12 protein-coding genes are annotated in these 13,742 nt (G+C 72.3%); 3 read left to right on the top strand and 9 right to left on the bottom strand.

The window, feature by feature from the left end; all coding sequences use genetic code 11:
- Positions 1–27: 27 nt before the first annotated feature.
- From ACX9TP_RS37860 to ACX9TP_RS37900, 9 genes are all read right to left on the bottom strand, one after another.
- Positions 28–759: a DUF1751 domain-containing protein gene (locus ACX9TP_RS37860; protein WP_482975533.1), complete on the bottom strand. Its 732-nt coding sequence runs from the start codon at positions 757–759 to the stop codon at positions 28–30.
- Positions 760–911: 152 nt separating this feature from the next.
- Positions 912–1,109, bottom strand: coding sequence for a hypothetical protein (locus ACX9TP_RS37865; RefSeq protein WP_163995518.1), 198 nt, complete (start codon positions 1,107–1,109; stop codon positions 912–914).
- A gap of 56 nt (positions 1,110–1,165) precedes the next feature.
- Positions 1,166–2,500, bottom strand: a complete 1,335-nt coding sequence (locus tag ACX9TP_RS37870; RefSeq protein WP_482975534.1) for a LeuA family protein — start codon at positions 2,498–2,500, stop codon at positions 1,166–1,168.
- Positions 2,467–2,682 carry a hypothetical protein gene (locus tag ACX9TP_RS37875; RefSeq protein ID WP_482982281.1) on the bottom strand — a complete coding sequence of 72 codons (216 nt, stop codon included), beginning with the start codon at positions 2,680–2,682 and terminating at the stop codon, positions 2,467–2,469. The genes ACX9TP_RS37870 and ACX9TP_RS37875 overlap by 34 nt, the downstream gene beginning before the upstream one ends.
- Positions 2,683–2,708: 26 nt before the next feature.
- Positions 2,709–3,905, bottom strand: a complete 1,197-nt coding sequence (locus ACX9TP_RS37880) for an acetyl-CoA C-acetyltransferase (RefSeq protein WP_482975535.1) — start codon at positions 3,903–3,905, stop codon at positions 2,709–2,711.
- 75 nt (positions 3,906–3,980) lie between these two features.
- Positions 3,981–4,628, bottom strand: a complete 648-nt coding sequence (locus tag ACX9TP_RS37885) for a hypothetical protein (RefSeq protein ID WP_482975536.1) — start codon at positions 4,626–4,628, stop codon at positions 3,981–3,983.
- On the bottom strand, positions 4,625–7,072 hold the full coding sequence (locus ACX9TP_RS37890; protein WP_482975537.1) for a LeuD/DmdB family oxidoreductase small subunit: 2,448 nt from the start codon (positions 7,070–7,072) through the stop codon (positions 4,625–4,627). The genes ACX9TP_RS37885 and ACX9TP_RS37890 overlap by 4 nt, the downstream gene beginning before the upstream one ends.
- 46 nt (positions 7,073–7,118) lie before the next feature.
- A complete protein-coding gene (locus ACX9TP_RS37895; protein WP_482975538.1) occupies positions 7,119–7,775 on the bottom strand; it encodes a DsbA family protein in 657 nt (218 codons plus the stop codon).
- A 314-nt stretch (positions 7,776–8,089) separates the two neighbouring features.
- The gene (locus tag ACX9TP_RS37900) at positions 8,090–11,665 is read right to left on the bottom strand and encodes a protein kinase domain-containing protein (protein ID WP_482982282.1); all 3,576 of its coding nucleotides are present in this window, start codon (positions 11,663–11,665) and stop codon (positions 8,090–8,092) included.
- A 420-nt stretch (positions 11,666–12,085) separates the two neighbouring features.
- On the opposite strand from ACX9TP_RS37900, the gene ACX9TP_RS37905 reads away from it, so the two are divergent.
- The 3 genes from ACX9TP_RS37905 (at position 12,086) to ACX9TP_RS37915 (ending at position 13,742) form a co-directional block, all read left to right on the top strand.
- On the top strand, positions 12,086–12,727 hold the full coding sequence (locus ACX9TP_RS37905) for a S1 family peptidase (protein ID WP_482982283.1): 642 nt from the start codon (positions 12,086–12,088) through the stop codon (positions 12,725–12,727).
- Positions 12,728–12,821: 94 nt separating this feature from the next.
- Entirely contained in the window at positions 12,822–13,157 is a 336-nt protein-coding gene (locus tag ACX9TP_RS37910; RefSeq protein WP_482975539.1) for a hypothetical protein, read from the top strand.
- 177 nt (positions 13,158–13,334) lie between these two features.
- The gene (locus ACX9TP_RS37915; RefSeq protein WP_482975540.1) at positions 13,335–13,742 is read left to right on the top strand and encodes a response regulator; all 408 of its coding nucleotides are present in this window, start codon (positions 13,335–13,337) and stop codon (positions 13,740–13,742) included.

Consider the following 13,742-nt stretch of genomic DNA (forward strand, 5'->3'; position numbering starts at 1 on the left):
GGCTGCCTTCCGGAGCCGAGCCCCGGCCTAGTTGAGGTACTGGTCCCGGTCCGGGCGGTTCTGGTTCTTCGGCACCACGCGCAGGTGCTTGGAGCGGTCCCGGAGCTGGCGCTGCAGGCGCCAGTGCTGGAAGTGCAGCATCAGCCGGCGCGGGTTGGCGCCGCGCACGTAGGCGAACACCATGCCCAGCGCGAGCAGGTCCGGCACCTGGGCCTGCCACGGCCCGATGATGGCCATCAGCACCACGAAGCCCGCGCCCACGCCCGCCAGCGCGTTGCCCGAGAGCGGGATGCCCCAGAAGTTCGTCTCCCCCTTGCCGATGCTCAGGCCGTACGCCACCCACAGCACCGTCGTCATGACGTTGCCACCGGTGTACGCCTGCACCGTTGCCCCGGGCACCAGCAGGGCCAGCAGCGACGTGAGGACGCCCGCCAGCACGGTGACGCCGACACCCACCAGGAGCAGGCGCTTGCCGCCCCAGATTGACTCCAGGTAGCCGCCAATGGACCAGGTGATGATGGCGCCGAAGATGATGCCGAAGGGGCTCGCCTCGATGAACGCGTAGGTGAGGGGCTGCCACAGGAAGAGCCGGCTGAAGACGAAGTCCGGCAGCAGCAGCAGCAGGCTCCCCTGCCCGCTCTTGGTGAGGTGGTACAGGACGGAACCGGCCACCAGCGCGGCGGCCAGCTTGGACGCCGTCGTTTCCAGGCCGGGCAGCCCGCCTCCACCCCTACCGCCGAAGCTGCGCATCGGTCGCATTCAGTACTCCCTCCACTCGCCGCTCGAAGAGCCGACCAAAGGTGGTGGAACCTCGCCCGCTTCGCAACCCCAAACGACGAAGAGCGCCCATCCCCGTCATCAGGGAGAGCGCCCTCGCACACCGACTCTTCTCTCAGCCGCCTTGGGGCCGCTCAGGCCTTCGGCTTGTAGAAGAGCGTGATGGTCAGACAGTGGAACTCCTTGTCGGAGGACTGCGTCACCACTCTGTCCACCACTTCGACGTTGGGGTTTTCCTTGAGCCACTTGGTGATGTTCTCACCCATGTTCTCGCGATCTCTCGCGAGAGTGGTGGAGAACACCTTGACTCCCGTGAAGCTGATAACGCCCATTCCGACCCTCGTCTAAACCAGAGATTCTGGACGTTTACCCCGAGACGATTCCGCCATCAAGAAACGGGGCCGACAATCCGGCCCCGGCGCGTCCGGGCCGGGGCCGCGCCTTCCCCTGAACAGAGGGCCCGCAGTTCTTCGTCGGACAGTAGGCCGGGGCTGGCCCGGGCCGCCCGGAGGACGGCCCGGCAGAGCGACTCCGTGACGGGCACCCCGTGGGCCTCGAGCCAGGCCCGCACGTTGGCCCGGCCGCTCATGGGGCCCACCTCAATCGCCTGCCGCCGTCCCAGCGCCGCCGCCGGCACCGCCGAGTACACCCGGTCCTCCAGCCACGCGTCCCCCCGGGCCCGGGCCTTGAGGATGGCCGCCGCATGCACCCCCGTGGACGTCCGGAAGGCGTCCTCACCGGCCAGGGGGTAGTTGCGCGGAACGGGCACTCCGAGCGCCTCGGACACCCCCCGCACGTACGGAAGCAGCGCGCCCAGGTCCACCCGGGCCCACCCCAGCAGCGACAGGTTGAGGAGCAACAAGTCCAGGGGCGCGTTGCCGGTGCGCTCCCCCACCCCCAGCCCGCAGCCATGCGCCCGGTGACAGCCCGCCTCCAGCGCGGCCAGGGCGCACGGCAGGGCCAGGCCCCGGTCGTTGTGCCCGTGCCACTCCAGCCGGACGTCGGAAAGTCCCCACCCGTCCACGAGCCGGCGCGTCCAGCGCACCAGGGCGCGCGCGCCGTCGGGCGAGGCCTGGCCCACGGTGTCGCACAGCACCAGCCGGGTGGCGCCCGCGTCCAGCGCGGTGCGGAAGAGGCCCTCCAGGCGCTCTGGAGAGGAGCGCGAGGTGTCCTCGGTGACGAAGGCCACCTCCAGTCCCTGTTTCCGGGCGAACTGGATGGCGCGGCGGGTGGCGCGGCGGAGGAAGGCGTCGTTCCAGCCCTCCGTCCACTGGCGGATGCCGGAGGCGCCGACGAAGGTGTGGGCCACCACCGGCACGCCGGAGCGCTGCGCCACCTCGGCGATGGGGACCAGGTCCTCCACCACGGTGCGGCCGGCGCAGTAGGGCTCCAGACCCAGCCGGGCCTCGCGCACGTGCCGCGCCAGGGAGAGGCTGTGCTCGAAGGCGCGCTCGCCAGTGCAGGGCATGCCCAGGCTCGCGGCGCCCACGCCCAGCCGGTCCATCAGGGAGAGCAGTGCCCGCCGGGCCTCGGTGGAGGGCTCCTTCACCGAGGCGGACTGGACGCCGTCGCGCAGCGTCTCGTCGGAGACCTGCACGGGGTGCGCGGGGCGGGGCGGGGCGCCGGCGGCGTTCCAGTCGTGGATGAGCTCGGCCTCGCGCGGGCGGCGCGGGGCCGGAGCCCGGGACTTCACCGCCCGCCGGCGGCCTTGCGAGACAGGCAAGCGACTTCGTCCTTGCAGGCGGGGCCGATGCCCTCGGGGTGGGCGTGGAACGGCGTCTTGTCACTCTCCTCCACGCCACACACCACGCACCTGCGCTTGCGGTTGCGGCGCTCCGCGCGGCGCTGCTCGGCGATGGCCTTGGCCCGCTCACGGGCCGTCTTCGCGTCCACCTCGTTGCTCATCTCGCGTCCCGTGTCTTGTGCGGCCATCAGAGCGCCTCGACCAGTACCGCGATGCCCTGGCCGCCGCCGATGCAGGCGGACCCGATACCATAGCGAGCGCCGCGGCGCTTGAGCTCGTACACCAGCGTGGTGGTGATGCGAGCCCCGGACGCCCCCAGCGGGTGGCCCACGGCGATGGCGCCGCCATTGACGTTCGTCCTGTCCCGGGGCAGGCCCAGCTCCTTCTCCACCGCGAGGTACTGCGGCGCGAAGGCCTCGTTGACCTCGAAGAGGTCCACGTCGGACAGCTTGCACTGCGCGCGCTCCAGCAGCTGGCGGATGGCCGGCGCGGGGCCGATGCCCATGATTTTCGGGTCGCACCCGGAGATGCCCCAGTTGACCAGCCGGGCGATGGGCTTCAGGCCCTGCTTCTCCACGAAGCTCCGGGTCGCCATCACCATGGAGCCCGCGCCGTCGCAGATGCCGCTGGCCGCGCCCGCGTGCACCACGCCGTCCTTCTTGAAGACCTTGGGCAGCCTGGCAAGCCCCTCGCGCGTCGTCTCCGGGCGGTTGTGCTCGTCGCGCGAGACGACGGTGTCGCCCTTCTTCCCCTTGAGGGTGACGGGGGCAATCTCGTCGTTGAAGCGGCCCGCCTCCTGCGCGGCGGCGAAGCGCTTCTGGGTGAGGACGGCGTACTCGTCCACCTGGTCCTGCGTGAGCCCGTAGTCCACCGCGAGCTGCTCCGCGGTGAGCGCCATGGCCTGGCCGGTGTAGCTGTCGGTGAGGGCCGTCCAGAGCATGTCCTCGAGCCCCCCCTTGCCCAGCGGCAGGCCCCAGCGGGCACCGCGGATGACGTGGGGCGCCTGGCTCATGGACTCGGTGCCGCCGGCCAGCACGCAGCTCGCCTGCTCGGTGAGCATCAGCTCGGCCGCGGTGACGAAGGCCTGGAAGCCCGAGCCGCACAGCCGGTTGACGCCGAGGGCGGGCACGGGGACGGGCACGCCGGTGCGCAGGCCCACGTGGCGCGGCAGGTAGATGGCATCCGAGCTGGTCTGCACCACGTTCCCGTACACGACGTGCTGGACGTCCCCCGGGGACACCTTCGCCTGGGCGAAGGCGGCCTTCGCGGACTCCACGGCGAGGTCGGTGGCGCTGAGGTCCTTCAGGCTGCCCCCATAGGTTCCGAATGGGGTGCGCTTGCCGGACAGGAAGAAGATCTCCTCGGTCTTGGACACGCTCTTCATGGTGGTCGTCTACCTACTCTCAACGCGTGCGGTGTGCACGCACGCCGTGACGTCATGAGGTGTGGGGGTGGGTCGTCAGGGCACCCGCCGGCCCAGGAAGGCGCTGGCGACGATGGCCAGTGCCATGACTGTCCACAACAAGCCCTGAAGGTTCTGCCGCCGAATCTCCTTGCGGCCGAGCCCCTGGTACCAGGAACGCCCGGCCTCCACCCGGCCTTCCCACGTGAAGTCCCCCGTGGGGGCGAAGCCCTCCAGGCGGCGGAGGTGGGCGCGCAGCAGGCGCTCGGGGGAAGCGTCTTCCAGTGAACCGGAGCGGTAGACGCCGGGGATTTCCAGCGCGGGGCGACGGTAGCCGGCGGTGATGACGAAGCCGTGGGGCGCCACCGGGGTGAGGAGGTAGAGCCGGGGCGAGTCATCCTGACCCAGGTGGAGCGTGGCGAAGACGCGCTCGCCCGGGTGGGCCCAGTCGTAGGAGCGCGAGGCCTTCTGCAGGCGCGGCTTCTCGTCGTGGCTGCCGAGCGGCACGAAGCCGAGCGCTTGGAGCTGGGTGGCGACGGGCTCCAATTCCACGGGGAGGTCCATCTGGTCGGCGGGGGCCTCGGGCTCCACGCGGACGCTGGCGGGGAAGAGGAAGAGGATGGCGCGCCAGAGGTTGAGCGACAGCAGGACGATGGCGAGCACGAGGCCGGCGACGGCGATGCCCAGCTCGACGAGGACGTTCATGCGGGGAGGACCTCGAAGAGGTGACGGCCGAGGCGGCGGATTGCGGGGACGAGCCCGCCCTCGGACTGGAGCGCGTGCACGAGCGGGCTGACGGGCGCGGCGGTGAAGCGGCGGCCGGAGGGCCCGTGGGTGACGGTGGCGCGGCTCAGGTCCACGTCGAGGGCGTCGCCCTCCTGGACGAGCGCGTGGAAGTCCGGGTCGGTGAGGACGAGATGCGGCACGGCGTCGTTGACGAGGTTGCGCCGGTGGATGAAGGCGAAGCTCTTCGCGATGACGGCGCGGATGCCGGCGCCCTGCAGGGCCCAGACGGCCTGCTCGCGGGAGCTGCCGGTGCCCCACCCTTCCCCCGCGACGATGACGGTGCGGCCGTCGCGGGCGCGGGCGGCGAACTCGGGACGCACGTGCTCGAAGCAGTGCGTGCCCAGGGCCGTGGAGTCGGTGAGGTGGCAGAACTCGCCGGGGATGATGGCGTCGGTGTCCACGTGGTCACCGAAGCGCTGTACCTGTGCGTGGATGACGCTGGCAGGAGGATGGTCACCGCGTGAGACCTGCTCCGCCCCCGCGTCCGCCCCAAGCGCCGCGGGCCTCACGGGAAGCCCCACTCCCGGGCCACCGGCGGGCGGAATGAACGTTCCTTCCACCTCTGCACGCGAGCGCCCGGCCACCGCGCCTGACGGAATGAACGTTCCTTCTACCTCCGCACGCGAGCGCCCGGCCACCGCACCCGACGGAATGAACGTTCCTTCCACCTCGGGCTCGTGCGCGGTCGACTCCGCTCCCGGGCTCCCGGACGCCGACGTGGCCGGAATGAACGTTCCTTCCAGCCCAACCTCGCGCGCCTGCGCCCCTACGCGCGGGGCATCAGGTACCGGAGCCAGGGGAATGAACGTTCCTTCCACCCCGACCTCTCGCGCCTGCGTCCCTACTCGCGGGTCACCGGGCCCCGGGGCCGGCGGAATGAACGTTCCTTCCACCTCCGGCTCGCGAGCCTGGGCCCCCACTCGCGGGTCACCGGGCCCCGGAGCCGGCGGAATGAACGTTCCTTCCACGTCGGGCTCGCGCACCGGGACCTCCGGGACGCGCGGCATCCGGTCGCGGAACAACAGGCGCGCGTACCGCTCGCGGTCGATGCGCTCCAGGTACGGCCGGGGGTCGGCAATGCGCATGTCCACGGAGGACGCCGCCACCGTGGCCGCGGAGGCGAGCCACGCCAGCGAGCCCTGCCCCATCCGGTTCTCGTAGTTGCGGTTCTGCGAGGACAACCACACCTCGCCCGGCCGCGCCCGCTCGGACGCCACGCCCAGGCACATGGAGCAGCCCGGCGGGCCGATGCGGAAGCCCGCCTTCTCGTAGTGCGCCCACAGGCCGCCCTGCCGCATGCGCTCGATGATGGCCAGGTCTCCGGGAACCACGAGACGCTCGCGCACCGGAGCCCGACGCTCGCGGTCCTTGAACGCCGCCTCCAGCACCAGCGCGGCGAGCACCAACTCCTCCTCCGTCGTCGTGCATGCGCCGATGAAGCACCCATGCAGCGGCTGCCCCGACGCCTCCTCCACGGAGCCGACGTTGTCCGGAGAGAACGGCCTCGCCACACGCGGGGACAGCCGCTCCAGGTCCAGCCGGTGGCGCTCCACGTATGGGGAGCCCTCGTCCGCGCGGAAGCACAGCGCCGCGTCCTTCTCCGAAGCACGCCCGGCGAGCCACGCCAGCGTCACCGCATCCGCCTCGAAGATGCCGTTGAGCCCGCCCAATTCCGCCGTCATGTTGGCGAGCGTGAAGCGCGTGTCCGTGGAGAAGCCGCGCACCGCGTCGCCACGGAACTCCACCGTGCGCTCCAGCGCGGAGGTATTGCGCCCGAGCCGCTCCAGCGTGTGGAGGATGATGTCCTTGCCTCCGATGCCGAACGCGGGCGTGCCGGCGTACTCGACGGCGATGGCCTCGGGCACCTCCAGCCACGTCTCGCCGAGCACCATGGCCGCGGTGACGTCCGCGCCGCCCAGGCCGATGGCGAAGGCGCCCAGCCCTCCATGCGACGTCGTGTGCGAGTCCGCGCCGAGCACCACCTGCCCCGGCTGCACGAGCTCCCGGTAGAAGCGCGTGTGGAGGATGGTCTCGTTGGCGTCGTGGAAGTGGCGGACGCGGGCCTCGCGGGCGAAGTCTCGCGAGCGCTGCGCGAGCGCGCGGGCCTTCGCGTCATTCGCGAGCGACACCGGGTCCACCGTGTGGTCCACCGCGAGGAAGAACCGCTCCGGGTCATGCAAGGGCGGCCGGCCCAGCGCGCTGTAGGTCCGGTCCATGCCGTTCCACGCAAGCTCGCTGGCAATCGTCCAGTCGACACGCAGGCGGACGATGTCACCGGCCCGCACCCAGGGGCGCGCCAGTCCCCGCGCGTGGTGCGTGAGGACCTTCTGGGTGAGCGTCATCGCGGGGCCACGGGAAACCATGGTCCGGGCACCCTAGCGGAAAGCGGCGGCTCCGTGCGCCAGCTCTTCAGCGCCGGGACGCGGTCGAGGGCAGGTCTCTCCAGCGCTCGAGGTCCACCTGGGAGAGGGGGTCCTCGCCACGCAGGAACCGCTCCAGGTGACCGAGCGAGTCCACGCCGAAGAACATCTCCCCGTCCACCAGGACGGAAGGCACGCCGAACGCGCCCGCGGCGAGCGCCTCCTCCGTGTTGCGGCGCACGCGGTCCTTGACCTCCGGCGTCTGCGCGGCGGCGAGCAGCGCGGGTGCATCCAGCCCGGCGGCCTGGATGGCGGCGGCCACGGCCTCGGGTGTCTCGGAGCCCTTCCCGCCGCCCCAGGTGGACGCATAGAGGGCGGACACCAGCCGGCTCCGGGCCTCCAGGTCCTCCACGGCCGCCGTCACCCTCAGCGCGAGCAGCGGGTTGAACGGATGCGACGGGGGCGGCACCAGCGGCACGCCGAACTCATGGGCGATGCGGACCGTGTGCTTGAAGACGTAGACGCGCTTGGGCGGAATCTCCGCCGGGCCCACGGAGCCCAGCGCGTTGAGCAGGCCCGCCAGCAGCACGGGCACGGGCTCCACGACACGGCCATGGCGCGCGGCGAGGGCGGGCATGCGCGTCCACGCGAGATAGGCGTAGGGGGACAGGTAGTCCAGACAGAAGCGCAGGGGAGCTGGGGCCATGCGGGCACTCTACCGCTCCTGGCCGGCGGGGAAGCGGTACACCGCGAGCATCGGGCGGGGCGCACAGCCTCCGCGCCCCCATTCACGGTCAGCCCCGTCAGCACAGGGAGCCATGCGCTCTGCCGCACTGTCGCGCGCGGCCACGGGCCCCGGCGTCAGCAGCGGTCAGCGCCAATGGCTACGTGCTCTGCCGCACAGTCGCGCACGGCCGCGGGCCCCGGCGTCAGCAGCGGTCAGCGCCAATGGCTACGTGCTCTGCCGCACAGTCGCGCGCAGCCGCGAGCCCCGGCGTCAGCAGCGGTCAGCGCCAGCGGCTACGCGCTCTGCCGGACACTCGCGCGCCGCTGCAGGGCGCCGCGCACCGAGCTCGTCAGCGACAGCAGGCTGGTGGCGCGCGCCTCGGTGAAGAGCGCCTCCGCGGCCTCCAGCTCCACCACCGAGGCCGCGTTCACGGGCTCGCGCTCCGCCAGCGCCAGGTGCACGAGCCCCATCTGCAGGACGTTGCCCGTCAGCTCCGCCAGCGCCAGCGCGCGCCGCAGGTGCACGGTGCCCTCCTCGCCGGGCAGCAGCGCCGCCACCGCGCGGCGGGCCACGATTTCATCCCACGGGTTGGCGAGCACCGGGTCCAACGCCCGCGCGAGCGCGGCCTCCGCCGCCTCCGAGGCCGCCAGGAGATTCCCCTGCTCCCGCTCGAAGCGCGCCTGGTACACGCGCAGCAGCGTCTCCATGCGCAGGCCACCCTCGCGGGCCGCCTCCAGCGCCCTGGGGAGCGACTTGCGCGCCGCCGCCGCGTCCTCGAAGAGCACGTCCCGGCACGCCTGGTACACCTGCACGTGGCACTGCAGCCACCTGTCACCGGGCAGCACCCCGGCCAGCGTCTCCGCGCGCGCCACCACCGCGGCCACGTGCTCGTGCTCGCCGCGCTCCAGGTAGTAGGGCGGCGTGAAGATGGCCAGGTTGCGCTCCATCAGCCGGGGGTTGCCCAGCCGCCTCACCAGGTCCGTCTTCTCCGTGAAGGCCGGGACGAAGGCCGCGGCGTCTCCCGTGAAGGCCGCGCGCGTCACCACCGAGAACAGGTGGAACGCCCGCACGTCCGTGAACCCGTGGGCCTCCGCCACCGCGTACCCGTCGCGCGTGGCCTGCGCGTCCAGCGGCTCGCCGCGCAGGGCCAGGTTCATGTTCATCATGTAGCCGCCCATGCCCAGCGCCCACGCCAGGCGCCGGGGGAGCCGGCCCATCGCCTCGCGCAGCCCTCGCAGGCGCGCCAGGTGCTCGTACTGCGTCTCCAGCACGCCCGCGAAGCGGCCCGTGTACGCGCACAGCACCGCGGGCGACAGCAGCACCCCGGCACGGTAGGGCGACACCTCCGGCTGCTCGGCCTGCACGCGCGTCAGAAGCGCCGACAGGTCCGCCGTGCGCCCGACGATGGCCAGCGCCATGGCCTGGAGAATCTGGAGCTCCGCCTGCTTCCAGAAGACGTCCGCGGGTGACGCGTACGCATCCGCCTCGCGCTCGCGGAACAGCTCCCGCAGCCGCGCGGGGCGCTCCGCCTCGGGCGCGGAGCACGCCGCCTCCAGCGCCTCCAGCGCCTGCCGCCGTCCCTCCTCCAGGTCCACCGTGGACGCCCAGTGCGCGAAGAGCTTCTCCGCGAAGGCCAGCGAGGTGGGCGGGTCGCTCGCGTAGCCCACCTCCACCATCGTCACCCAGATGCGCAGGAGCAGCCTGTCGCGGCCCGGGAAGTCCGGCGCCGCCTCCAGCAGGGCCGCCGCCTCCTTCAGCAGCAGCGTGGCCTCCAGCAGCGCCTGCGCTTCAATCGCCGCCCGGCCCGCGTCCAGCAGCGGGCCAATGGCCAGCTCCGGCTCCGACGAGCGCAGGTAGTGCCAGCCCACCGTGCGCGACAAATCAGGCCGCTGCGAGTGCAGCGTCTGCAGCGCCAGCGCCACCTGGCCGTGCGCCACCCGCCGCTCGGACTCCGGCGTGCTGTCGTAGACGGCCTGGTGCACGGTGTCGTGCGTGAAGACGTAGCGGCCCTCCACCTCCTGGAGGAACTGCCGCTCGACGATTCCGTCCAGCACCGCGAACAGCTCCACCTCGGGCAGGTCCGCAAGCGCGCGCACCATGGGCAGGTCCAGGCTGCGTCCCGCGGGCGCCAGCCGCCGCAGCAGCGCCACCTGCTCCGGCGGCGCGGTGGCCAGCCGGGCCAGCACCGCGTCCTGGATGCTGGACGGCAACGGACGCGTGTCGAGCCCCTCCGCCGCGCTCCATCGCCCTCCCACGCGCTTGAGCGCGTCCGCCTCCACCAGCGCGCGCAGGCACTCGGTGGCGAAGAAGGCGTTGCCGCCGGTGGTGGCGTGCAGCCGCGCCACGAAGCCCTCGGGCACCGTCAGCCCCGGCAGCACCAACTCCACCAGCGTGCCCACGTGCTCGGCGGCCAGCGGCTCCAGGTCCATGCGCGTGGTGAGCTTCTCGTCCACCGTCTGGAAGGCCAGGCTCAGCCGGCTCAGCTCGCCGGAGCGGAACGTGCCCACCACCATGCCGCGCGTGCCGTGCAGCGTGCGGATGAGGACGTTGAGCACCTCCAGCGTGGCGCTGTCCGCCCAGTGCAGGTCCTCGAAGCACAGCACCAGCGTCATCTGGCGCCCCAAGGCCTGCACCCACTCGGCGAGCGCGCCGAAGAAGGCCAGCTTCTCCTCACCCACCGCCTGCGGCGCCGGGCCCTCCGTGCCGCCCAGCCCGGGCAGCAGCCGCGAGAGCTTCGGCGACAGCCGCGCCATCATCTCCACCGGCGTGTGCGGCACCAGGCTGCGCAGCGCCTGGGAAATCGGCGCCAGCGGCGCCTGGCCCTCCGCGCGGCACTGCCCGCGGCCGAAGGGCAGCTCCGCCAGCTTCGCCTGCAGCTCGAACTCCTGGAGCAGCCGCGTCTTGCCCACGCCCGCGGGCGCGCCGATGAGCACCGCGTGCGACTGGCCCCAGTCCGCCTCGGCCAGCCCGTTCATCAGCGCTTCCAGCTCGGCGCCGCGCCCCACCACCTCCGGCACGTGCAGGTAGCTGGCGCGCGCCGACAGCGGCTCCTCCGGCAGCGGCTCGCCGCTGGCGTGGCACAGCGCCTCCAGCAGCTCACCGGCGTCCTGGAAGCGCTCGCGCGGATCCTTCGCCAGCAGCACGAGGATGAGCTCCTCCAGCTGCGGCTCCACCGGACAAATCGTCGAGGGCCGCGGCGGCGGGCGCGTCAGGTGGTCCGCGAGCAGCGCCGCCGGCGTGTTGCGCTTGAAGGGCAGCCGCCGGGTGACGAGGTAGTAGGCCATCACCCCCAGCGAGTACAGGTCCGCGCGCCCGTCGATGCTCGCGCCGCGCTGCCACTCCGGGGCCAGGTACTCCAGCGTGCCCTTGAGCCGGCCGGGGCTGGGCGTGCCCAGCTGGTGCATCACCCCGAAGTCCATCAGCTTCACCGCGCCGGAGCGGGTGATGCGCACGTTGCTGGCCTTGATGTCGCAGTGCACGTACAGCCGCGAGTGCAGGAAGGCCAGCACCTGCGCCATCTGGATGAGCACCCGGTACAGCGTGCGCGTGTCGAGCGGCGCGTCGCCCACCAGCGTGCTCAGGTCCTTGCCGTCCACCACCTCCATGGTGATGAAGCGGTTGCCGGCCTCCGTCATCCCCCAGTCGAAGACCTTCAGGGTGCCGGGGTGCTGCAGCTTCTTCATCGCGAAGAACTCGTGCCGGAACATCAGCACCAGCTCCTCCGTCTTCCCCGCCGTCAGCCCCGCCGGAACCTGCATCTCCTTGAGCGCCACGCGGCGCTTCTCGTGCAGGTCCGACGCCAGCCAGATGCGGCCCATGCCGCCCTCACCGAGCAGCCCCTCCACCTGGTAGCGCCCTGTCACCACCATGCCCACATCCAGCGAGCGGCGCTCTCCCGTGGCTCCCGGGAGGGTGATGGGCGTGCGGATGCGGTCCCCCCACGAGCTTGGAGGACGGCTGCGCTCGTCCAGGACGGCTGTCTTCTCCTCGTCACTCACGGAGGTGCGTTGGGACCCGGGGGTAAGCGGAATCCAGAGGTCAATGGAATATCACGTTTCCACGGTACGAGCACGTTCGATGGGGCTGCTACGGGTAACAGCGGACCTCCCTCCGTCGTGCACAGGCAAGCGACGACCGACGCGCGCCCCGGCCGTGCGCCTGCCGGACAGCCCTTCGTGAAGGGTGCGCACGGTGGGTGCGCATCCTCCCGTCAGGGGCGCCAGCGCTGAGTGGCGCACCCGCGACGGAGGTGGATGATGCGCGCGGGCTCGAGGCGGTGGTTGGCATGTGTGGGAGCGCTGGGCGTCCTCGCGGTGGCGGCCTGTGACGGCGGCGCTCCGCCGGAGGAGGACACCCCGCTGGACGTAGACGACGTGGCGGCCGCCACGGTGACGCTGGAGCCGGGGCACTGCGCGGGCGTGGTGGTGGAGGACGGAAACCATGCCCTCACCGCGGCGCACTGCGTCCAGCCGCACGACACACGGGTGGACCTGTCCTTCATCGACGGACAGCGGCTCGGTGGCACCTACGTCCACGTGGACCGGGGCCGGGACGTGGCAATCATCCGGCTGGATGCCCGGGCGCCGGTGCGGGCGCTGGAGGTGGCGGACACACTGCCGGCGCCGGGCGCGCCGCTCATCTTCACCGGCCGCCACGACAGGCCCGGCGACGCGCAGGAGGCCCTGCTGGAGCGGCTGGGGCGCTGCCCCTCGCTGCCGGACGTGCCAGCCGCCCTCTTCACCACGATGAGGGGCCGGCCGGGGGACTCGGGCGCGCCGCTGGTGGACTCGCGGATGCAGGTGGTGGGGCTTGTCCACGGGGGCGCGGCGTGCCGCATCGCCACGCCCACCGCCGGGCTGGGCCCGCGGGTGGAGGAAGTGGCCCGGGGTGGCCCGACGCTGGCGCACCAAGGCACGACCCCGTCCCGCTAGCCCACCACCCGGACGGCCGGCCGGGCCGCGCTTGCCTGGCGTGCCGGCGCTTCCGAACTTGAGTCGGGCACGCGGTACGCACGGAGGCGACACCATGGCGGGCAACAAGGGCAAGGGCCCGAAGGACGAACGGCCCCGGGACATCGGCGACGACCAGCAGGCGGGCTTCCACGCCGGAGAGAACTTCCAGCCCCGCAACCGGGGGCAGCTCGAGGACGCGCAGGACCGGGGCGCCGCCGAAACGGCCCAGCGGCTGAACCGGGAGGCGCGCGAGGCCAGCCCCACGTCGGACACCGACTGGGAGGCCCGCGTGGAGCGCGGCGAGGAGTGGACCACGGAGAAGGTGCCCGAGCGCGAGGCACGCGGCGACGAGGAGCCCGACTCCGAGGTGTCCCGCCGGGGCCTCGTCAATCCCCCACCCGAGGAGTAGTCCCCCGGCGTCCAGCCGCATCGCCCGGGAGCCCCGGGGTCTGCCTGCCCCGACGGGGGGCGTTGCGGACCCCTTGCTCGCCGTGCGCGGTGCGGTGATGCTGGAGGTGTCGTTGAGTCAACGCGGGAGCGCCGGGCCTCGAAGCCGCCGCCTCCCCACCCTGGGAGTCGGTGTGACGTGAAGCCAAAGGTTCTCATCGTCGAGAACTCGTGGACGATGCGGGAGACGCTGCGCCTCCTGCTGTCCGGCGAGTTCGACTGCGACACGGCAGCCGACGGTGAGTCGGGACTCGCGCAAGCGCTCGCCCACCCTCCGGACGTGCTGCTGTCCGATGTGAACATGGACGGAATGGACGGCTACGAGCTGTGCCGCCGCTTCCGCGCCGAGCCGACGCTGAAGGACATCCCCATCGTCTTCGTCAGCGGCTACCAGCCCCGCGAGGAGGGCAACCAGGACGCCCCTCGGCCCGACGTGTACCTCGTCAAGCCAGTGAAGCCGCCGGTCCTCATCACCGAGCTGCACGCCCTGCTGCGGCGGGGCGGGGATGCCATCCGCGCCGCCCAGGCCATGGGCCGCAAGCTCTGA

Source organism: Pyxidicoccus sp. M15 (assembly GCF_056858435.1).